The sequence below is a fragment of the Liquorilactobacillus satsumensis DSM 16230 = JCM 12392 genome, from assembly GCF_001435195.1.
Taxonomy (GTDB): domain Bacteria; phylum Bacillota; class Bacilli; order Lactobacillales; family Lactobacillaceae; genus Liquorilactobacillus; species Liquorilactobacillus satsumensis.
Genome location: NZ_AZFQ01000053.1, coordinates 95,280 through 116,849, shown reverse-complemented (window position 1 = coordinate 116,849; position 21,570 = coordinate 95,280). Strand labels below are relative to the sequence as shown.

Annotated in this window: 16 protein-coding genes; 12 read left to right on the top strand and 4 right to left on the bottom strand. The window is 39.0% G+C overall.

Going from position 1 to position 21,570, the window contains the following annotated elements; translation table 11 throughout:
• Positions 1-226 precede the first annotated feature (226 nt).
• The 4 genes from FD50_RS10285 to FD50_RS10270 all read left to right on the top strand — a co-directional run bounded on the left by FD50_RS10285 (position 227) and on the right by FD50_RS10270 (position 5,550).
• Positions 227-1,552 (top strand): SLC45 family MFS transporter, encoded by a 1,326-nt coding sequence (locus tag FD50_RS10285; protein ID WP_228890017.1) that lies wholly within the window; start codon positions 227-229, stop codon positions 1,550-1,552.
• A 24-nt stretch (positions 1,553-1,576) separates the two neighbouring features.
• Positions 1,577-3,247: a glycoside hydrolase family 13 protein gene (locus FD50_RS10280; RefSeq protein WP_056961498.1), complete on the top strand. Its 1,671-nt coding sequence runs from the start codon at positions 1,577-1,579 to the stop codon at positions 3,245-3,247.
• A gap of 220 nt (positions 3,248-3,467) precedes the next feature.
• Positions 3,468-4,010, top strand: coding sequence for a PadR family transcriptional regulator (locus FD50_RS10275; protein ID WP_056961496.1), 543 nt, complete (start codon positions 3,468-3,470; stop codon positions 4,008-4,010).
• The gene (locus tag FD50_RS10270; protein WP_056961494.1) at positions 3,994-5,550 is read left to right on the top strand and encodes an MFS transporter; all 1,557 of its coding nucleotides are present in this window, start codon (positions 3,994-3,996) and stop codon (positions 5,548-5,550) included. The genes FD50_RS10275 and FD50_RS10270 overlap by 17 nt, the downstream gene beginning before the upstream one ends.
• A gap of 229 nt (positions 5,551-5,779) precedes the next feature.
• On the opposite strand, the gene FD50_RS10265 is transcribed toward FD50_RS10270, so the two are convergent.
• Positions 5,780-6,898 (bottom strand): iron-containing alcohol dehydrogenase, encoded by a 1,119-nt coding sequence (locus tag FD50_RS10265; RefSeq protein WP_056961492.1) that lies wholly within the window; start codon positions 6,896-6,898, stop codon positions 5,780-5,782.
• Positions 6,899-7,926: 1,028 nt separating this feature from the next.
• Here FD50_RS10265 and FD50_RS10260 point away from each other — a divergent pair.
• From FD50_RS10260 to FD50_RS10250, 3 genes are read left to right on the top strand one after another with little or no spacing between them, the layout of a single operon-like run.
• Positions 7,927-9,015: a glutathione S-transferase C-terminal domain-containing protein gene (locus FD50_RS10260; protein ID WP_056961490.1), complete on the top strand. Its 1,089-nt coding sequence runs from the start codon at positions 7,927-7,929 to the stop codon at positions 9,013-9,015.
• Positions 8,993-10,351, top strand: a complete 1,359-nt coding sequence (locus FD50_RS10255; protein WP_056961488.1) for an MmgE/PrpD family protein — start codon at positions 8,993-8,995, stop codon at positions 10,349-10,351. Before FD50_RS10260 ends, FD50_RS10255 begins: the two co-directional genes overlap by 23 nt.
• Complete coding sequence (locus tag FD50_RS10250; protein ID WP_056961486.1) at positions 10,348-11,142, top strand: transporter substrate-binding domain-containing protein; 795 nt, start codon at positions 10,348-10,350, stop codon at positions 11,140-11,142. The genes FD50_RS10255 and FD50_RS10250 overlap by 4 nt, the downstream gene beginning before the upstream one ends.
• Before the next feature lie 414 nt (positions 11,143-11,556).
• Here the strand turns inward: FD50_RS10250 and FD50_RS10245 are convergent, their stop codons facing one another.
• The gene (locus tag FD50_RS10245; RefSeq protein WP_056961483.1) at positions 11,557-12,096 is read right to left on the bottom strand and encodes a TetR/AcrR family transcriptional regulator; all 540 of its coding nucleotides are present in this window, start codon (positions 12,094-12,096) and stop codon (positions 11,557-11,559) included.
• Between the two features lie 161 nt (positions 12,097-12,257).
• On the opposite strand from FD50_RS10245, the gene FD50_RS10240 reads away from it, so the two are divergent.
• Positions 12,258-13,976 (top strand): MFS transporter, encoded by a 1,719-nt coding sequence (locus tag FD50_RS10240; RefSeq protein ID WP_156653538.1) that lies wholly within the window; start codon positions 12,258-12,260, stop codon positions 13,974-13,976.
• Positions 13,977-14,383: 407 nt separating this feature from the next.
• Here the strand turns inward: FD50_RS10240 and trpB are convergent, their stop codons facing one another.
• Complete coding sequence (gene trpB / locus FD50_RS10235) at positions 14,384-15,568, bottom strand: tryptophan synthase subunit beta (protein ID WP_054757686.1); 1,185 nt, start codon at positions 15,566-15,568, stop codon at positions 14,384-14,386.
• Positions 15,569-16,197: 629 nt separating this feature from the next.
• Here trpB and FD50_RS10230 point away from each other — a divergent pair.
• The 3 genes from FD50_RS10230 (at position 16,198) to FD50_RS10220 (ending at position 19,639) form a co-directional block, all read left to right on the top strand.
• Positions 16,198-17,058, top strand: a complete 861-nt coding sequence (locus FD50_RS10230) for a hypothetical protein (protein WP_056961481.1) — start codon at positions 16,198-16,200, stop codon at positions 17,056-17,058.
• A 146-nt stretch (positions 17,059-17,204) separates the two neighbouring features.
• Positions 17,205-18,515 (top strand): glycosyltransferase family 2 protein, encoded by a 1,311-nt coding sequence (locus tag FD50_RS10225; protein ID WP_056961479.1) that lies wholly within the window; start codon positions 17,205-17,207, stop codon positions 18,513-18,515.
• 11 nt (positions 18,516-18,526) lie between these two features.
• Positions 18,527-19,639, top strand: coding sequence for a family 8 glycosyl hydrolase (locus FD50_RS10220; RefSeq protein ID WP_054757689.1), 1,113 nt, complete (start codon positions 18,527-18,529; stop codon positions 19,637-19,639).
• Positions 19,640-19,646: 7 nt separating this feature from the next.
• On the opposite strand, the gene FD50_RS10215 is transcribed toward FD50_RS10220, so the two are convergent.
• Entirely contained in the window at positions 19,647-20,207 is a 561-nt protein-coding gene (locus tag FD50_RS10215; RefSeq protein WP_054757690.1) for a TetR/AcrR family transcriptional regulator, read from the bottom strand.
• A gap of 140 nt (positions 20,208-20,347) precedes the next feature.
• On the opposite strand from FD50_RS10215, the gene FD50_RS10210 reads away from it, so the two are divergent.
• A complete protein-coding gene (locus FD50_RS10210) occupies positions 20,348-21,463 on the top strand; it encodes an alpha/beta fold hydrolase (RefSeq protein ID WP_056961477.1) in 1,116 nt (371 codons plus the stop codon).
• Positions 21,464-21,570 lie beyond the last annotated feature (107 nt).

Genomic DNA, 21,570 nt, shown 5'->3' with positions numbered 1-21,570 from the left:
GATGATTTCTTTTTAGTTTTGTAAACGTTTGTTTTGTTGATAAAAAGCTATTGTAAACGTTTACCCAAAGAGCTATAATCATGAGTGAAAGCAGTTACTTAAGACATTTAAATGTAAAGGAGTGTTAATTATGGATGATAAGTTGCATGTTGTTTCTGGCAAGCAGCAAAAACCTAAATCCGCAACCGGTAAGCATCAAATTGCAAATTCGCTACCGTCTTTATCGATGAAGACAATTTTTGCAATGACCTTTGGATTTTTTGGGGTTAACATGGCTTTTTCGCTGCAATCATCGCAAATGGGAAGAATTTTTCAAACCATCGGTGCTAATCCGACCAAGCTGGGTTTCTTCTTTATTTTGCCTCCATTGGCGGGAATGATTGTACAACCACTGGTAGGAAAGTACTCTGATTTAACATGGTCGCAGCGTTACGGGCGGAGGATGCCATATTTGATTATTGGAGCTCCTATTGCAGCACTTGTGATGATTCTTTTACCCAATGCTGGTTCATTTGGGTTTGGCTATGCATCGCTGGCAGCATTGTTATTTGGTGCAATTGCAATTCTTTTTATGGATCTTTCCAGTAATGTTTGTATGCAGCCTTTCAAAATGATTATTGGCGACATGGTAAACGAGGACCAAAAAGATTTGGCATGGTCGTGGCAACAATCTTTCAGTAATCTCGGTGGTGTCGTGGCAACGGTCTTTCCTTTCTTTTTAACCATGATTGGAGTCGCCAACGTTGCAAAACAAGGTGAGGTGCCTCTTTCGGTTAAACTGTCATTTTATATTGGAGCTGCAATTTTGCTGGTGACATCAATCTACACGATTATGTCCGTTAAGGAATATGATCCGGAAACCTATGCACGCTATCATCAAATTGACACTAAAAAACATGAACATAAACCATCTTTGTGGACCTTGTTGAAAAAAGCTCCGCGTTCTTTTTGGGAAGTCTCGGTGGTACAGTTGTTTGACTGGTTCGCATTTCAATATTTATGGACTTATGCAACTGGTGCAATTGCGCAGAATGTTTGGAATACATCTGATACGGCATCTGCAGGTTATCAGGCAGCTGGCAATTGGTATGGTATTTTGACCTGTGTCCAATCATTAGCGGCAGTTATCTGGGGATTTGTGGTTCTTTCTAAAACGAGCCCTTATAAGCGTAAATTCTGGTTCCGAGTAGGTTTACTTGCCGGAGCTGCAGGATTCATTGGCGTCTTCTTCACACATGATCAGTATTTGTTAATACTGCCATTTTGTCTGATCGGTATTTCATATTTGACGATGCAGACTGAAGCTTTTTCAATCTTTACTTCTTCATTGGATGGTAAAAATGAAGGCGCTTATATGGGGTTGTTCAATTGTGGCATCTGTCTTCCACAGATCATCGCCTCAGTTGCAAGCTTTGCAATTTTCCCGTTAATTGGGAAATCAATGCCAGGAATGATTCTCGTAGCTGGAATTGCAATGTTGTTAGGAGTGTTTGCGGTGGCAGTTATCAAAGAAGATACACCACAGCGCAATTTGGCAAATAAAGACAAATAACTTAAATTTGAGGAGAGAATAGAAATGAAAAAAGAATGGTGGCAAAAAGCAGTTATTTATCAGGTTTATCCGCGCAGTTTTCAGGACAGTGACGGTGATGGCGTCGGGGATTTGGCCGGAATCATTAAAAGACTGCCGTACATTAAGAAATTAGGAGCAGATGTGATTTGGCTTAACCCGGTCTACAAGTCTCCTGATAAAGATAACGGTTATGATATTAGTGATTATCGTGCGATCCAACCACGTTTTGGCAATCTGAAAATCTTTGATGAGTTGCTGGCAAAGGCACATCAACTTGGTTTACGGCTTGTGATGGATTTGGTTGTTAATCATACTTCTGACCAGCACAAATGGTTTAAGGAAAGCAAAAAGAGCAAAGATAATCCCTATCGTGATTTTTATGTGTGGCGTGCAGGTGATCCGAAGCAGGCTCCAAACAATTGGGGTTCATACTTCGGTGGGTCTACGTGGGAATTTGATGAAAAAACGAAGGAGTATTATCTGCACTTATTTGCTAAAGAACAACCAGATCTTAATTGGGAAAATCCAGAAGTAAGAGAGCAAGTCTGGGAATTGATGCGTTTTTGGTTAGACAAGGGCGTGGATGGATTCCGCATGGACGTTATTAACTTAATTTCAAAGCCTGCTGGATTACCAGATGCACCTAATCCTGAAAATGCAGCGTATGGAAATGTTGAGCCAGTAGTGGCAGACGGGCCAAAGTTAAATGCATATCTAAAAGAAATGAATCAAAAGGTACTATCTAAGTATGATGTGATGAGTGTTGGAGAGATGCCAAGTGTCAAACCTGAGGATGCTGTTCAGTATACAGGTTTGGATGCAGGTGAATTAAATATGGTCTTTCAATTTGATCATGTAACGCTTGCAATGAACAAAGATCCGCGCATTGGAAAGTGGAACGACGCACCTGTGAAATTGGTTGCATTGAAGCAGGCTTTATCAAAATGGCAAACAGCTTTGGATGGAAAAGGATGGAATAGCCTTTATTGGAATAATCATGATCGTGCCCGTGCAGTTTCTCGTTTTGGCAATGACAGTCCTGAGTTCAGAGAACTTTCTGCAAAGATGCTGGGGTTGACACTGCATATGATGCAAGGTACTCCGTATGTCTATCAAGGAGAAGAACTTGGAATGACAAACGCGCACTTTACTAGTATCAAACAGTATCAAGATATTGAATCACTAGAGGCCTACCATGATTTAGTGGACACTGAAAAGTTGGTTGATCATGAAACCATGATGCGCTATCTAGCTACAGAATCTAGAGATAATGCACGAACACCAATGCAGTGGGATAATAGTCAAAACAGTGGCTTTACCAGCGGGAAGCCTTGGCTTGAGTTAAATCAAAATTATTCTGAAATTAATGTTGAGCGCGAACTGGAGGATAAAAATTCGGTCTTTTACTTCTATCAAAAATTGATAGCACTGCGGCATCAGAGTGATTTAATAGTTTACGGTAATTATACTGAGCTGGATCCAGCAGACGCTGAGGTTTTTGCTTATAAGCGGCAATATGAAGGCAAAACTTTATTAGTTATCAGCAACTTTACTAGTCATAAAGTGACGCGTTCCTATGCGACTCCTAGTGCAAAAAAATTGCTGCTTTCTAATTATCAAGATGATCATGAAGATGTTTTGCGACCCTATGAAGCCAAGGCCTATGTGTATTAAAATGACTAAGAACAAAAATTTAGTGCACAGCTAAGAAAAATTGTTGTTTAGAGTGCGTTAAAAGCAAACTGATAAATTATAAAAAAGACGTCGAAAGTTCTATTTCGGTGTCTTTTTTTAGTTGGTCGGCGATGTATTTAAGTGTAAAGGAATTGACAGCTGGTCTCACTCAATGTATCATTACGATATATCTTTGAGATGCATTGGAAGGGGGCAAAGCATGTATGAATTTTTTGTGTTATCAGAACTGATGGATGAACCCTTGAGTGGCTATAAATTACAATTTGTACTGCAAAAAATTGTAGGTAACTCACGTAAAATTAGCTTCGGGGTCATTTACCCATTATTAGATAAATTAGCCAAGGGCGGATTAATTAAGGTACGCTTAGCTGACACTCAGTTAAAACGTAAGAAAAAGATTGCGTCGATTACTCCGCAAGGAAAGCAACGGTTTCTAGAATTGATGCAAGAGCCGATTGAAATTAACCAAAATACGGATTTTATGTACAAAATCAAATTTGGATCATTTCATCATGTATCGCAAGCACTGACTTTAACAATCTTGTATCAGTATCAGCAATATCTAACAAATGATTTGCGAACATTGCGGCAAAATAAGCAAGAATTGAGTAAACAAGGGATGCAGCCGGGAGATCTGAAGGATACGCAACGGGTTTTTGAATTGCGTGAACTTCACTTATTAGCCGGATTATCGTGGACTGAGCAGCAATTAAGGGAGAAAAAAAATGCAGAAACAAAATGATACGCGGAGTTGGTTAGCACTAGCAGCTCTATGTATTGGGGTCTTTATGTCCCTTTTAGACGTTACAATTGTGAATGTTGCTTTGCCAACTATCCAGAAAGATTTACATGATTCTTTTTCGGATGCACAGTGGATTATCAGTGGTTATACATTGGCATATGCTTCGATTTTACTGTTTGCCTCAAAAATTGGGGATTTGTTTGGCCGCAAAAAAATTTTTATGCTTGAATTACTGATTTTTACGCTGGGTTCGCTCAGTTCGGCGCTGTCTCAGACTGCTTGGCAATTAAATTTTTTCCGTGTGATTCAGGGCATCGGTGGTGCCGGTGTGATGAGCCTTTCAATGACAATTATTGCAACTCTTTTTCCACCGCAAAAACGTGGGATTGCCTTTGGAATTTGGAGTTCCGTGGTCGGCTTTGCGACTGCGATTGGGCCATTAGTCGGCGGTTTTTTGGTGCAGCAGATCTCATGGCGCGCAATTTTTATGATCAATTTACCGATTGGGGTATTAGCGCTAATAATTTCTGCAGTAACTGTTGGTGAAAGTCAGGTAGAGCAGGCTGGGAAGATAGACTGGGCCGGGATGGTTATTAGCATCGCAATGGTCTTTTGTTTGATTTTTGGCTTGGTTCAAAAAGAAAATCATCTTGAGTGGACATGGAGTAATCCACATGTCCTCGGCTACCTATTAAGCAGCTTAATATTACTTGTAGCTTTTATTGTGTTGGAAAGTCGCCTAGAATTTCCAATGTTAGAGCTTGCAATCTTTAAGTCCAGCGCGTTTGTTGGAACTGCGGTCGCAGGATTTTGTCTGGGTGCGAGCTTGTATGGTTTTTTTGTTTATTTAACCGTTTGGATGCAAGATTATTTGGGATACACAGCTATTCAAACTGGAATTAGGCAATTAGCAATTAGTTTATTTTCTTTATTTTTAGGACCGCTCATCGGAATTTTTTCAAATCGGGTTCCTAAGAAATGGTTAATCAGTGCTGGATTGCTGTTAATTGCTTTAGGAATGGGTGTGATCCTTAATGTGGTTTCTATCCATGTTGTTTTTGGTGATTTTGTAATTGGATTTATGCTTTTAGGGATCGGAAATGCAGTTATTAATCCACCATTATCAACTGCGGCGATGGAAAGTGTTAAACCTCAATATATTGGAATGGCAAGTGGAACGGTTAATGTTTTCCGACAGTTGGGAATTAGTTTTGGAGTAGTCATCTTAGGCTTAGGATTAAATGAAGGTTATAAATATCAATTGACACGTTCGATTTTCTCTTTGAACTTACCGACACAGATCAAGACTAAACTTAGTACTGGTTTTTCTGAAGCGGGCCCCTTAGCTGGAAACTCAGTCTTAAAGGGCGTAAAGAGTTATTTTGAGAAATATCAAGTAGATCCGCATGTTTTTCAACAACTAACTAAGGGAATTTTTGCAGCATATAATCACGGTTATCGAAACGTGCTGTTGTTATGTATTAGTATGGCAGTTATTGGAGCAGCCGGTTCTTTGATCCTGACGAAGCGGAAAAAGTGAGCTGCAATAAAAGAGAAAAGGGAAGTTAAACGTAAATTTTTGACTTATAGAACACGTGGAACACATTTAGTCACACAAACTAAAGGAGCTGGGCCAAAAGTTAAATTTTAGTCTAGCTCCTTTAGTTTTTATTTTAGATACACGAATTGATGCATTTTCATACTCGTAGACAATCGATTACGGGAACATTTTTAACTAGAAACATGCTCTCCACACCTTACTAGGCGTGTTACAGTAAACTTTCATAAATTGCAGAAATGTCATCTTCACTTAATTTGAGAGGAGCATTTACAAGCAGACGCTGCTGATTGGTGATTACAGATTTGGCAAATTCACGACATTTGTCCTGATTCATGCCAATCTGACTAAGCGGCTGATTAGGAAGAATCTGATCAATGGTTTGCTCAAGCCGAGTCCAGACTTCCTGAGGGGCAACGTTTAATTCAACTGCAAGAAGAGCTTCAATTTCACTCAGATCAGCCCCAAGCTCTGTGTATTTTTTAAATGTACCACCAAAAACAAGGTAATTCGACTGTCCGTGAGCAATATGATATTCGGAACCGATCGGATAAGCTAATGCATGCACGGCACCGCAGCCAGCATTACCAAAAGCAACTCCGGCTAACGTACTAGCCTCTAAGAAAGACTGCAATGCTTGACCTTGAGGTGTTTTACCAGTTGTATTAGCAAAAATCATCTTAGTATAACCAGTTAAAATTAGTTTTAGTGCAGTGACAGAAAAGCTTTTGCTAAAAGCGGTAGCTTTGGGTGAGATGTAAGATTCGATGGAATGGACTAATGCATCAATCGAACTAGTAGCAAAGACCTTGTAAGGCATGGTTGCAGCTAATTGGCTAATTAAATAAACTTGATCAGCATACATTTGATCAAATGCTAAGCCCATCTTTGTTTTTTTCTGAAGGAAATTAAAAACAGCAACATTAGTAACTTCGCTACCAGTTCCTGTAGTAGTTGGGACAATGATGAGCTGTCTTTTTTTAGGCAGACGACTTCCCTTTTCGGCGATTTCAGCAATTTTCAAGCCTGAACCGTAGACCAAGAGTTTTGAATTATCAATTACAGAACCGCCACCGATGGCAATGACACGTTGATAATCTTTTTGATTCAAACGTTCCAGTAGTCGATCCGCAGCAGCATCTGTCGGCTCACCAGTTAAATATTCTTCTAGAAAAATAGTGTCAACTGGAAGGTCAGCAAGGGAAATATGCGGTTCTAAGATATATTTGTTGGTCAGAATTACATCTTGCGGCGTAACTTTGATTTGCGCAAAAAAAGCAGTTAAATTCGCTGCCGTCTTGATGACGGGCTTGATTGTGAATGATCCCATTTAAAACACCTCGTAATTAGAATTTACTGAAAAATGTTGCAGGGAGTACACCCCTTCTTTAATCATAAGAGACTTTATTAGGAAATACAAACGTAAAAAAATTGCTGAATAAAACGAAAATCTGCTTTGAACTGCGAAATTGTTAGTAACAGTTTGTTGTGTTCAAGATTGCTTCCATAATTTGACCGTGAGTCTTTAGAGCTCGCCCACACTGTTAGAGTTTTTTTCAATAAATGTTGACAAAAAATAAATTAGGGATTAGAATTCTGCTAACGTTATTAATTAAAAATTAATAATCTTATGAGAAGTAGAGTAACTGTGTGCAATCTTTGCTAGAGAGTCCATCCTTGCTGAAATTGGATAATGAGTGCAGCAGTGAAAATGAGCTTTGAGATAGAGGTAGTTTGTGCTAAGCCAACTGCCCGGTAGGAACCGTTAAATTCCCTAGTATAATAAATGTACTGTTGAGGTGCCGCACATTGGCATAAATTAAGGGTGGTAACGCGAAGCTTCGCCCCTTACTGGTCGTCTGACTTGTAAGGGGCTTTTTGTGTCCCGTAAGTGCGGCAGCTAGGTAAACAAAAAGATTTTAAAAAATTAAAAATCACAAATTTGGAGAAGATGAGTAAAGCATTTATTTCATGAAACAGAGAGGCTAGGTCGCTGAAAATAGTCACTGAAATATGCTTGAAGATGGTCTTTTAAAAGCAACTAACTGTGAGTTTAGATGCAAGCAGCTAGCGGGCTCACCCGTTATAGTGGCGTGATCATTAGGAAACTAGTGATCCAGTAAGGAGTATCAAGGTGACTTGGTATTTAGAAGAACGAGTGGTAACGCGAAATTTCGCCTCGGGTTGGGAACAACTGCGGGGTTTTTTATTTGGAGGAGCATAAAATGTGCAGAATGAGGCGACATAAAGTTAATAAGTGGTTAGCACTGTGGCGTGGTGCAGGGCGGAGAAATACCCGAATGCTTTTTAAGTAGGATGTTGATAATTTAATTTCTTAAAAAATGCGAGGGAAAATACATGACAAAAATAAAAGAAGCGGCTTTGGAAAGTGAATTAACTAAAATTGATGTAACAGAGGAGTTAGCAGCTTGTCCCATCGATTTTTCTAAAAGTCAGGTAGCCAATCCGCGTGCAGGACAAAAGCAAAAAGAATATAACAATGGCCTCAGCAAGTCTAATTTCAATGAACGCAAAAAATATGAGGCAAACCAAGAACCACAATTTAATCAATTATTTACAGACGGAACATTGCCAGTTAAACCCGGAAAATATCGCTTAATTTGGTCGAAGCATTGCCCATGGGCCACTCGAATTGCGATTGCAATTGATTTACTTGGATTGAACACAGTGATTTCCAAAGGGGTAGTCGATCCGTTGCGTCCCGCTGGGGTGGTAGGTGATTGGTTCTTTACGCTGGATGCAAATAATGAAGATCCGGTTTTGCACACGCATGCTTTATCCGAGAGCTATTTGCGAGCGGACCCCACGTATAAGTTAAGAACAACTGTCCCAGCTTTAGTCGAAATTGAAACGGGCAAGGTTGTCAATAATAATTACAATACTTTGAATACTGAGTTGGCATTGGCCTGGAAAAAGTATCAAAGTGCAACAGCGCCGGATATTTATCCCGTGCAACTGCGTGCTGACATAGATGCTCTTAATCAAATTATTTATACGGACGTGAATGCAGCAGTTAATGAGGCAGGACTTGCACGCTCGCAAGCAGATTACGAAAAATATTATGAAAGAGTTTTTAACCGACTTGATTGGCTAGAACAGCGCTTGTCCAAGCAGCGCTATCTGTTTGGCAAGCAAATCACCGACACAGATATTCGGTTATTTGTGACACTCGTGCGGTTTGACACAGTCTTTTATCAAAAATATTATGTGAATAAGAAACGCTTAGTCGACTATCCAAATTTATGGAATTATGCGAAGGATCTTTACACAGTGCCGGCGTTCAAGAATAATACCGATTTTGATGCAATCAAAAAACGATTTTATCAAGTTGATCATACTCCTGTCAGTGATTTGACCAGAATTATTCCTAAGGGACCGGATTTGAGTATTTGGGAGGAACCCAATGACCGTAAACGTTTTGAATAATAGTGAAAAAACTAATACTGAAATCTTGGTGGATTTGCTGTACAGGAAAGTTGAAGGGCGACTCCTAGAAGATGCTGAAAAAGCGTTCCTTAATTACCTCACGGTGGTGTGGCAAACTAAAGACTTGCCTGAAGTTCAAGATTTGGTGTCTTCTTATGGAATAAAGCGAGCTGGATTTCCATTAAAAGGCGCTGAAAACTTAACACCGGAAAGAGCTGCTTTTTTGAATGGATTTACTGCGCATTTTCTGGATCTGGATGATGCACAAGCACATTTTCGTGGACATCCCAGCGCAGTCATTATGTCAACTTTGTTTGCTGTAACTACCCCTGAGGATAAATTAGAAGATTTTTTGTGGGCCTTTATCCAAGGTGTAGAACTGGCAGGTAAATTTGGATGGGTACTAAACCCAGCAATGGCGCTGCAGGGATGGCATACAACTGGAATGATTGGGACCATTGCAGCTGCAGCAGCGCTTGGGATCTATAAAAAGCTGCCGGGTCAGCAATTGAAAAGCCTGCTGTCGTTAGCAGCGACGCAAGCAAGCGGGTTGCAGATAGAAGCAGGCAGCAATGGTAAACCCTTTAATGCAGGGATGGCTGCACGGGATGCCGTGAATGCATATTTATTTTGTCAAACTGGATTACAAGCCGATCTTGATCCTTTCAGTGCTAAGCATGGTTGGTTTAAGACGGTTGCTGGAATTGACTTTCAGGGCGCAGTAATCGCTGAAAACTGGCTTAAACCAGCGGAAATTGAGGATCCCGGATTGTGGATTAAGCAGCATCCGTTTTGTTCAGCAGCAATGTCGGGTTATGATGCTGCCAAAGAACTTTATCAAAGAGGAATTCGGGCAAGGGAGTGCACGCGCGTAATACTGCATTTTCCTGCAGGTGGTGATCATGCCTTACGCTTCAAGCAACCACGTACTGGAAAAGAAGGTAAATTTTCACTGGAGTATATCGTGTGGCAAGTGCTTAATGACGGGGATGTACATGATCAATATTTTGCGGTAGCTAAAGTGAAAGCTGAGTTTAGCAAATGGCAAAAGCGCATAGTCCGGACAAATGATTTGCCTTTAGCGGAGATAACAGCCCGACCTACTAAAATTACGGTTGAGCTTAAAAACGGGCAAACTGAAACGGCAATGGTTTCTTTCCCGCTTGGCTCTGCGCAGCAAGCATTTAAGCGGACTGAACTGTTATGGAAACTGCGGCAGCAGGTCCTGATGTCCGATCATAACTGGCAGCAGTTTAAGTTATTGCTGACAAGAAAAAATTGTACAGTTGCACAAATCCTGCAGCTATTAAAAGACAGAGTAGGTGTAAATAAATGAAGAAAATTTTAACATTTGGATTAGGCGGATTGGTGCTGATTGGATTGCTGTTCTTTGCTGCTACCCAAGTTGGAAGAACTCAAAGCACAACCAATGAAAAACAGAAGACACTCACGTTTGCAGCCACCGGCACAAGTTTCCCGACAGCCTACAAGAAAGACGGCAAGTTGGTTGGTTTTGATGTTGAATTGGCAAATGCAGTTGCTAAGGGGTTAGGATATAAAACGCAGTGGATCACAAGCGAATTTGATGGGCTTTTTGGGCAGTTGGATAATGGGAAGATTAATACGATTGCAAATGATGTTGCTGTAACGCCGGAAAGAGCTAAAAAGTATCTTTTTACTAAGACGTATAATACGGAAGCGACTACCGTAGCAGTTGCACAAAATTCAGCGTACAAAACATTGAAAGATTTGGAAGGAAAGACTGTGGCTGGAGCAGTTGGATCTAATAATACCGCAAATTTGAAGGCCTATGATGCTAAGATAAATGTCAAGACTTTTGAAGGCCGGGATGACATCTATCAAGCACTATTAGTGGGACATGTCGATGGTGTGATCAATACACGGAATAATTTGGCTGCTTTGATTAAGGCAAAAGGGTATAAGTGGAAAATTTTGCGTGGAAATGCAGCTAGTGTAGAAATTGCTTTTCCTTTTCCTAAGGATGCAGCTGGAAAGAAATTACAAAAACAATTTAATGCTGAGTTAACAAAGTTGGAAAAAAATGGAACGTTGTCTAAACTATCGCAAAAATATTTTGGTTATGATGTCAGTCAAAATCTTAAATAAAGAAGTGCTGACAAGCACCGTTTAGCCTTTGAGCACTAACATCAAATTGCGAGATAGTCGGGTTGTGACTATGCGCAATTTGTGGTTAGGCGCAAAAGGCTGGTGTTTGGAGCACGTTAATAAAGAAGTGCTGACAAGCACCGTTTAGCCTTTGAGCACTAACATCAAATTGCGAGATAGTCGGGTTGTGACTATGCGCAATTTGTGGTTAGGCGCAAAAGACGGTTTCAAAAATAAAGGATCGGGTCAAAATTCACATGTTGATTCAATCCTTTATTTTTTAATGCACATATTAAGGGATATTTATAAGCGGAACTTTTTGGTTATATCTGTAAAAATTGCGAAATTCAATTAATTAAATCGCTGACCTAAAAAGTTGAATGACGAATATAACTAACTTTCGGGGAAAATACTTCAGTCTATTTTTAAAAAATGAACAATCTTTTGTCCCATATATTGTGGTGATTCAGGAGCACCGCGATGTAGCCAACTGATAGACATGTTGACAATTGCTCCTGCAATAAAGGATTGCCAATAAGTGTCAGTAGTCAGGCTGCTTTGATTTTTTTTAACGATCAGGTCGTTTTTTAACAGATACAAATAGGCAGTCATGAAGGATTTGATGATCTCCTGTTCTTTCCCAGCTGCAATCAGTGTCAGTTGAGCATCACGCGATTGGAATGCTAGTTGAAAATAGTGTTCCATTAAAGTTTCCATTGTAAAACGCGATTGATGGGGCAATTTGCGTAGATAGGTAGTAACACTTAATAATTCATATTTCTCAATAATTTCTGCAAGTGAAGAGAAATTATGATAGTAATAGGTACGTGAAACATGTGCCCGCTGAGTTAATTCAGTGATTTTGATAGCAGTAAATTCCTTTTCTTTTAGAAGTGAGATTAAAGCATTAAAAATAGCAGTTAATTTTTGATCCTTCGTTTCTTGCGGTGACATAGTTAACAAAAACTCCTTTTTTGTAAACTAAACATTTAATATGAGAATACCGCATGCTATCTTACTAAGCAAGCAAGGGGATCAATTTAACAGGTCTTCGAAGAGCGGAAAGTTCTTGTTGATCGCTCCCTGAGCTCTTTCTAATTTGGGAGGAAATTATTGTGAACAAAAAACAAAAATTGCTGATTTTTTCAATGGCAACTGGGATTTTTTTATGTATGCTCGACACCACCATTATGAATATTGCGTTACCTTCTATTCAAACAGGCTTAAATGTTGATCTTGAACAACTTTCATGGGCACTGAATATCTATACGATCGTCTTTGCTGTTTTTACAATTCCTTTTGGCAGATTGGCAGATATTTTAGGCAGGAATAAAGTCTATTTATTTGGATTAGTTGCATTTGGCGGGGGTTCACTTATTTCTGGTTTAGCTTCAAATGCAATGTTGCTGATTGCAGGTCGTGCAGTTCAGAGTTTAGGAGCTGCGGTTGTTTTTCCTGCAAGTATGACAATTGGAATTTCCATGGTGGGTATGAAGCAACGCAAAATTGCCCTATCGGTTTTAGGGATTACTCAAGGGCTCGCGGCAGCATTTGGACCCACGCTTGGTGGAATTGTGACGCAGTATTTAGGTTGGCGGTACATCTTTTTTTGCAATCTTCCGCTAGTACTACTGGCAGGAATTTTAAGCTTTTGTCTGTTACCGCTGCGTAAAGAAAGAACGCTTGCTGCGAAGATTGACTTTCTGGGTATGTTATTATCAATGAGTTTGTTATTTTCGTTAACACTTGCGTTGGTAAAGGGTAATGACTGGGGCTGGCAAAGTGGACGTGTTCTTTTGCTGGGAGCTGTCTTTATTAGTTCTTTTATACTGTTTGTAATTGTGGAACATTTCAGTAAATCTCCCATGATTCCATTAGCTTTATTCAGAGAACGTCAATTTACCGGAGCAGCCTTAGCAGTGATTCTAACAGGTGTGTTTTTAGTGGCGATCATGGTGATCATGCCCACATTTTTAACTAAAATTCTTGGTAAAAGTGAATTAGCTGCAGCTTTTATGATTACACCAACATCTTTGATGATCTTTTTCTTATCGCCGATTGGAGGACAATTCTTAGAAAAGATCGGCCCACGTTTGATGATTGCGACTGGTTTTTGCTTGATGGTTTGTGGTTACCTAGTTCTTTCTTTGATTGACCCGCGTCAGTACACGCAGATTGTGATTAGTCTGCTTTTGATTGGTGGAGGCTTTGGAATTATTGCAGGTCCGGTGATTTTCTTAGGGGCTGCGGAATTTACAGGTGAAATGCTGTCAGCTTCTCAAAGTGTTTTGGGGTTATTTAGACAAGTTGGCACACTTTTGGCAGTTGCAATTTTTGTTTCAGCATTGACCACTAATTTAAAGAGTGCTAAGACAGCCGCATTAACGGCTGCCAATGCACGGATTGCTGCGACATCTTTACCGCAAAAAAGCAAGAAAACTTTCAAAGCACGCGTGCAAGAAGAGTTTGCTAAAGAGGGTACTTCTAAGACCACGGCGACTGAGCAAACCAGCAAGAATACAATCTCTAAAACGACTGAGCAACAGCTTGTTGCGGCAGCTTATCAAAAGACCATCCAGAAGATTCCAAATGGAAGTGCACTTCCGCAGGGAAAACAAACACAGATTCGAGCTGCAGTTGCACTTAAGGTAAAACAGGAACTTAATAGACAGCAACGAATTATTAATACTACGACGACTAAAATCCAAGCAGACACTCAGAATAAATTGCAGAATGCATTTATAAAACCTTTTCGCCAAGCCTTGCCATGGATAGTACTGGCTAGTTTTTCAAGCTTATTGTTTGATCGTAAAAAGAAAGCAAAGCAGGCGTAGCTTTAAAGAAGTATGCCGCTAATCAACTATACAAAAGGAGAGAGTGTGACATAAGTCGGGAAAATTTGAGTACTAACTCGAAATTACGAACATAGCGAGTACTTTGCGATGAGTAATTCGAAGTTAGACGGAGAATTTTGACTTATGGAACACGTTTATCCGGAATAAAAGAGAGAGTGTGACATAAGTCGGGAAAATTTGAGTACTAACTCGAAATTACGAACATAGCGAGTACTTTGCGATGAGTAATTCGAAGTTAGACGGAGAATTTTGACTTATGGAACACGTTTATCTGGAATAAAAGAGGGGCTATGACAAAATTTAACTTTTGTCATAGCCCCCTTAGTTTTTATCTTGTATTTAAGACTTAGGCCCCGGTGGCTGAACGCTGGGTGTCAGCACTTCTGCTAAATTTTCTTCATAAAGCGTGCAACCTGTTCAACATCTTTATCACCACGACCAGAAACATTAACAATCACAATCTGATCTTTGTTCATTGTGGGCACCAGCTTGGTTGCTTCCGCCAGAGCATGGGAACTTTCTAGTGCTGGAATAATTCCCTCGGTTTTAGACAGCAGTTCAAAAGCATCCACAGCCTCTTGATCAGTAATCGGCACATATTCTGCACGTTTAGTGTCCTTGAGGAAGGAATGTTCCGGACCGACCCCCGGGTAATCCAGGCCAGCTGAGATAGAATAAGCTGGCAAGACATTGCCCTTTTCATCTTGTAAAACGTAAGTCTTCATACCATCTGAAATTCCAATCGTACCGTTAGTCATGGTAGCTGCATTTTCAGGTGTGTCGACTCCTTTGCCAGCAGCCTCGGCTCCAATTAGCCGTACATCCTGATCGGCAATAAATTCTGCAAAAGCACCGATCGCATTTGATCCTCCACCAACACAGGCAATCACTGCATCAGGTAAACGGCCTTCCTTAGCTAGAATTTGTTTACGAGCTTCCTTACTGATGATACTTTGGAAATCTTTGACAATCATTGGGTAAGGGTATGGTCCGACTGCAGAGCCGAGAACATAGAAAGTGTCTGCTAAATGTTCAGCAAAATAGCCTAAGGCAGCGTCAACAGCATTTTTTAAAGTTGCAGTGCCTGCTGTGACAGGATGAACGGTTGCTCCCATCAGTTCCATGCGGAAAACATTCAATTTTTGACGAGCAGTATCTTCAGCGCCCATAAAGATATCACAATGCATCCCGAATTTAGCTGCCGCAGCGGCTGTTGCAACTCCATGTTGACCAGCTCCAGTTTCAGCGACAACTCTTTTCTTACCTTGTCGTTTTGCAAGTAAAACCTGACCCAAGACGTTATTTAACTTGTGAGCTCCTAGATGGTTTAAGTCTTCTCGTTTTAGGTAGACCTTAGCACCACCTAGATATTTGGTCAGACTTTCAGCGTAATAAAGTGGGGTCTCACGTCCAGAATAGTCACGTAAATAATAAGCTAATTCCTCTCTAAAAGCGGGGTCGTCTTTGTACGTAAAGTAGGTTTTTTCAAGTTCATTCAAAGCCAGCTTAACTTTATCAGGAACATATTGCCCACCAAATTCACCGAAGTAGCCTTTTTTTGTTGTATTCATAATTGTACGCTCCTTTTAATTTAAATTATTTTTGAAAGAGAGTTTAGGGGGAATAATGAAGAAACAAAAAACCGCATAGTGTATAGACTACGCGGTTGAGTAATTATCCGTTGTACTGGGATCATCATACCGGCATAGACTCTCTTTAACACCAAAGAATTAAAGTAAGTCTACGCTGTTTTAGCAAACTTACCTTTTACCTATGCCATTGCCAGGTACCAAAAGTAAACTTCATAGTATGATCCGTCCCTTCTCCAAAGATTGTTATCATTATCATACAAAAAATGAAAGGCGTCAAGATTATTCGTGGAGAAAAGAAAAACATGACAAATCAAGTGCTTTATCACAATTGGTTTTCATTCTTGTTTTCATAGAGACGTTTCGGTTATACTTTTAATTACAAAATGAGTTTCTTTAAAAAAATGATTGATATATAAGACTTTTTAGCGGAATTTTTAGAGATTTAAAGTAAAGATGGATATGTTATTTAAATATGTTTCATTAAATAATGAACATAATAAATGCGCAATCTTTGAAAATGCTATGCGAATTTGCAAGGTGTTTACATTTTTAAACTTGTTTTTAAGCTTTGTTGCTGAAAAGAAAGGGAAAAAATACGAGGAGAGAATATGCGGAAATTATTGAATTCGTTTAAATTGGAATATGCAATAGTTTTATTGGTATTTACGTTGATTTTAGTATTAGATCTAACACAGAACATGTTGGTAGACATTCTTTTACCAGTTTCGATTTTGAGCCTTTTGGGTTTAGTGAGCGCATTTGTGCTGCCTAATGTTTTATTAACGTGGCTTATTATTTTTGTGACGATTATTGGCAGCGTGATTATGATGGTGGGCATTGTTTACCTGCCCTTTATTGAACGGTTGGTGTTGATCTTTACAATTCCAGTTTTCAGTATGTTGGGAGCTTATGTTAAATCGTTGGGAGGGATTCGAGGATCAGCCTTGTCCGATCAAAATAATATTATTACGTATACTAATCATGTAAACTCGGTTACTAAACTAAAAAATAAGAAGAATGCAGCACGTTTTTATGCACATTATCTTTCTTTTATTAGAGATGCTCAAAATGAGAAATTAACAATTGAGGTGATTTGTATTAACTGGGCACATAACAGACAGTATATGCAACTTAATTCCAGTGAATACAACCGAGTTTTGAAGAAGATCGCTGACAGTTTAAAAAAAGATCGATTACCAGATGAAGTTCTTTATTATACAGATCCTGGGACATTTTTAATTTTTTCAACACAACAACATGTAAATCTGAAGAACCATCTTGATCGTAAGATGAAGGGCGATTTGGATAAAATTAAATATGCTGATCAGGGTGTAAGCCATGATTTGCAATATAAGTATGCCTATCAAAGTGTAAATGCACAGAATATCGATAAATTTAATACATTCAAAGAATTGGATAACAATTTAAAAAGACAATTTGAAACGGATATCGTGGTGGAATATCAATAAAGGAGCTCATATGAATCTAACAGGTTTTTTCTTTATATTGGCGCTAATTATCAGTGTGTTTTTTGGAGTATGCACGATTGCACTTTTCATCTGTCATCTGGTAATTTTTCATAGAGTCAGCAAAAATTTTAAGGCGGTAAAAAAAGATGATTAATCAAATGGTAATGATTATTACGTTAATTTCTATTTGGCTGTCACTAGGGCTGTCTTTGGTAATTCTCACAGGAGCAACTCATTTTTGGTTAAAAAATAGCCATGTGAGAGCTACGGTTACACAGCTGCCACAAGCGCCGCTGATCTCAATTGTGGTGCCAGCGCATAATGAAGAAGTCGTGATTTCGCAGACAGTGCAAGCAATTCTTAATATGAATTATCCGCAAGCAGCAGTGGAACTGCTATTGTTTGCGGATAACTGTGAAGATCAGACCTATCAAGTAATGCAGGCGACTGCACAGCTTGCACAGTATCGAAAAAGAAATATTAAAATTATCAAACGTAGCGGAAGTGGGGGGAAAGCAGGAGTTTTAAATGATGCCTTGAAAATTGCACATGGTGAATACATTGCGGTTTATGATGCAGATGCAATGCCTGAGAAAAATGCATTGTATTTTTTGGTGGCTAAGGCACTCGAAGATCCTGAACGGTATGTTGCAGCTTTTGGACGCAACAAAACACGAAATGCCACTCAGAATTTTTTAACACGTTGTATTAATCAAGAAATTGTTGTTACCCAAAGAATCCAGCATATCGGACTCTGGCACTTGTTCAAAATTGGACGTATTCCGGGGACAAATTTTATCATTAAAACTGAATTTGTCAAAAAAATTGGCGGTTGGCGTAACGGGGCTCTGACAGAAGATACAGATATTTCTTTCAAAATTATGCAAAGTGGGAAATTGATTGCTTTGGCATACAACTCTGAAGCATTTCAACAGGAACCAGAGACACTTAAAACTTATTACCTGCAGCGCAAACGCTGGGCGAAAGGAAATTACGAAGTCGTCCTTTCAAATTTTAAACATCTTTTTGACAGCAGTAATTGGAGAGTTAAGTTGGAAACATTTTATTATGTTTGTACTTTTCTGTGGTTCAATTGTGCAATTATTTTGTCAGACATTATTTTCTTTTCCAACGCCGCAATTCTAGCAGCTGGGATCTTCATACCAAATCTACAGTTGCCCTTTATGTTTTCGGCAAGTAATATTTATATTACGCAAATTTTGTTCTTTAATTGGGCATTGATGATTTTGCTGTACTTGCTGCAAATCAGTATTGCCTTGGTCACACAATTTGGGCAGGCAACTTCTGAACAAATCTGGCTGGGCTTAGCTTCTTATTTCAGTTATTCGCAGCTTTTTATTATTGTTTCAATTTCTGCAGTCGTTTCTGTCACACTAGATCGTCTGTTACGGCGTGATGGGAATGTATGGGTTAAAACAAAACGGTTTGACGACTAAGAGGAGATCTTGTGAAAAAAACGCTGATAATCTATTTTTCATTTATTTCTATTTTGATAGCTTTTATCTGGACTGTCGTTTTTGTGAGAACAAATAGTGCAAAATATCTTAAAAAAAATATTTATGAACAATGGCGGACAGCTTTCTTGGTGACGAATAAGAACCAAGCTTATATACAGACCAATAACAGTCAACATAAAGTAACGGTTCTTTCAGAAGGACAGGGCTATGGCCTTTTGTTAACCGTAAAAGCAGCAAAGAATGGATATGCTTCGCAACCAGACTTTAACCGTCTCTTTAACTACTATCTTAAAAATAGAGATGAAGGAACACAGCTAATGTCATGGAAACAGGTAATTTCAAAAAAGAGGACAGTCAAATTTAAAAATAATGCTACCGATGGTGATTTATACATTGCATATTCTTTATTGCAGGCAGCTAAAATTTGGCCGCAAAGTGCGGCTCTTTACCGCAAACAAGCTAACAAATTACTTAGTGATATCTTGAAATATGATTATAATACTGCTACCGGCTGCTTGACAGTCGGTAATTGGGCAACTGGAAGTGATAAGTATAGCAATTTATTAAGGACTTCAGATACTTTGCCTGCACAATTTGATGAATTCTATCGTTTCACAGATGATCCTACTTGGTTAACGATTAAAAAGTCGATGCTGCAGCAACTTCAGCGCTTAAGTGCACAACATGCAACCGGACTGCTCCCAGATTTTGCTTGGATTAAACATGATGGCAAGGTTGTGGCTGCAAAGGCACAGAGTGTGTCAGTTAAGTATCGGGATGATGGTTATTATTCCTATAATGCCTGTCGCTTGCCCTATAATCTTGCACAAAGCAAAGATAAGCACGCACAGCTTGTTCTTCGAAAGATGATGAAATTTTTTATGAAACAAGAATACATTACAGGTGGATATCAGTTAAATGGTAAGAAATTAAACGACTATCAATCTGCTAGTTTTGCAGCCCCAATTTTGTATGCTGCAATGCAGAATTCACAGTTTTACAAGTTGGTGCAGCAAGAGAAGTATATTTTTATGCAAAAAGTTGATCCTACTAATTATTATCAGGCGACGATAGTGACGCTAACTGCCATTGCCGGGTTATAGCATCTGATTACAGTACTTGTAATAATTGCTTTTGCAATAGGGAAATTATTTCGACTTGCTGGGCGCGCGATGAATCTGGGCTGTGCAGAGAAAAACGCATAGATGCTAATGCGAATTCTGCATATAGTTGTGCCATGAATTCGTTAGTAAAACGATACTTTTTAGGTGAGGTCTTAAAATAGTTCAGCGCTGCCTGATATAAAATTGCAGAATAATTCGCTGCCAAGTCTGCATTGGAAAGATGGACCTTAAAAAGTGCATTAATTCTGTCTTGATCATGACTGATAGTTGCAATAATTTGCTCCATGATTTTTGGAGTAGTGTGTGCTGCAATTGATGCAAAGCGCTGCTCAATTAAGCGGGTAAAATTTTCTGAGTATCTCGCAACTATTTTTTCAACTAAGTCATATTTATCGAGGTAATGATCGTAAAAAGTTGACTTACTAATTAGTGCAACTGTGCTAATTTCTTTGATTGTGATTTTACTAAAGTCCTTTTTCTGCAGTAGGGTAAAAAAAGCACTGATAATCACTTTACGGGTTTTGAGAATACGTTTATCTTCGGGCATTTGAATTCCTCCTTAAGGTAGCTTAACGGACACTTTACTTTAAAGGGTAGCATATCCTTTACTTTGCTGCAGATTGTTTATTGTAACGTTTGTTTTCTTCATTAAAATTAAATGTAGTTAGATGAAGGAGGATGAGCTAAATGTTTAAACATTATAGTGATAATGAACAATTTAATTTGCAGATCAATCGTTTCATTAATGATGAATATGAAGATGAACAGAGTGTCCAAGACGATGTGGCAGAGATTGTCGGTCAACTGAAAGATACTGAAACCTGGTATCAGGCTTGGCTTGAAAAGGCCCAGGAACGCGAGGAAAAAGGTGACTGGGAGATTGCATCCACTTATTATCAAGCTGCCGAATTTTATCTGGGATTGGATGATCCACGATCTAAAACTATCTATGACAAGTATCGTGAGACTTTTTATAAAGGTTATCATGATTTTAAGTATGAACAATTCAAAGTGCCATACGAACAGAGTTATCTTCCAGTGACTAAGTTAATTAATCCGGGGGCCAAAAAAGATCTGCTGCTTTTTGCCGGTTATGATTCCTATATGGAAGAAATGGTCAAAATGTCCAAATATCTAAAAGGAATTGATTATAATATTTATGTTTTAGATGGCCCTGGCCAAGGAACGGCGCTTAGAAACGGACTCAAGTTGATTCATAATTGGGAAAAACCGATTTCGACTATAATTGATTATTTTGAGATGAAAAATGTTAGTGTAATTGGAATGTCATTAGGGGGCTACTTAGTCATGAGAGCCGCAGCTTTTGATAAACGAATTACCAAAATTGCAGCTTTTGATATTTTTTATAGTTTTATGGATGCGTTGCGGCTACGATTGCCTTATCAGACAATGACTAAAATTGAACAAATGCTTAAAAAAAATGAACGTGAGAAGTTAAATGCACTATTTCAGAAAATGATGTCAGTGAACTTGGATTTAAATTGGAAAATTAATAAGGGAATTGAAAATACAGGAGTCCGTGATCCTTTTACGCTCTTAAAAGAATTTCAAAAATATAATGTGAAGTCGATTTTGCCGTTTATTAATCAAGATGTCTTGCTGTTGGTTGGGGAAGATGATCAATATGTACCAAGTACACGCTTGCCTGAAATCGAGGAAGGTCTTATCAATGCAGGTAAAGTCAAAACGGTAATTTTTACAAAGGAAACTGGAGGAGAGCAGCACTGTCAAGCTGGTCACCGCGAATTAGGGTTCAATGCAATCAAAGAATTCTTGGCATAAGCAGAAAAAGGCTATGGATTGAAGCTCTTTGAAATTACAAATTTCGCCAAAGGGCAAGAATGCTGTGTTTAATTGTAATGAATAGAGTGAGAGTGTGGCATAAGTCG

Excerpts from the sequence above, each read along its gene's own strand:
- trpB (WP_054757686.1), bottom strand. The coding sequence starts at position 15,568 with ATGAATACAACAAAAAAAGGCTACTTCGGTGAATTTGGTGGGCAATAT.
- FD50_RS10210 (WP_056961477.1), top strand. The coding sequence starts at position 20,348 with ATGTTTAAACATTATAGTGATAATGAACAATTTAATTTGCAGATCAAT.
- FD50_RS10285 (WP_228890017.1), top strand. The coding sequence starts at position 227 with ATGAAGACAATTTTTGCAATGACCTTTGGATTTTTTGGGGTTAACATG.
- FD50_RS10250 (WP_056961486.1), top strand. The coding sequence starts at position 10,348 with ATGAAGAAAATTTTAACATTTGGATTAGGCGGATTGGTGCTGATTGGA.
- FD50_RS10225 (WP_056961479.1), top strand. The coding sequence starts at position 17,205 with ATGATTAATCAAATGGTAATGATTATTACGTTAATTTCTATTTGGCTG.
- FD50_RS10275 (WP_056961496.1), top strand. The coding sequence starts at position 3,468 with ATGTATGAATTTTTTGTGTTATCAGAACTGATGGATGAACCCTTGAGT.
- FD50_RS10230 (WP_056961481.1), top strand. The coding sequence starts at position 16,198 with ATGCGGAAATTATTGAATTCGTTTAAATTGGAATATGCAATAGTTTTA.
- FD50_RS10270 (WP_056961494.1), top strand. The coding sequence starts at position 3,994 with ATGCAGAAACAAAATGATACGCGGAGTTGGTTAGCACTAGCAGCTCTA.
- FD50_RS10265 (WP_056961492.1), bottom strand. The coding sequence starts at position 6,898 with ATGGGATCATTCACAATCAAGCCCGTCATCAAGACGGCAGCGAATTTA.
- FD50_RS10260 (WP_056961490.1), top strand. The coding sequence starts at position 7,927 with ATGACAAAAATAAAAGAAGCGGCTTTGGAAAGTGAATTAACTAAAATT.
- FD50_RS10215 (WP_054757690.1), bottom strand. The coding sequence starts at position 20,207 with ATGCCCGAAGATAAACGTATTCTCAAAACCCGTAAAGTGATTATCAGT.
- FD50_RS10280 (WP_056961498.1), top strand. The coding sequence starts at position 1,577 with ATGAAAAAAGAATGGTGGCAAAAAGCAGTTATTTATCAGGTTTATCCG.
- FD50_RS10245 (WP_056961483.1), bottom strand. The coding sequence starts at position 12,096 with ATGTCACCGCAAGAAACGAAGGATCAAAAATTAACTGCTATTTTTAAT.
- FD50_RS10255 (WP_056961488.1), top strand. The coding sequence starts at position 8,993 with ATGACCGTAAACGTTTTGAATAATAGTGAAAAAACTAATACTGAAATC.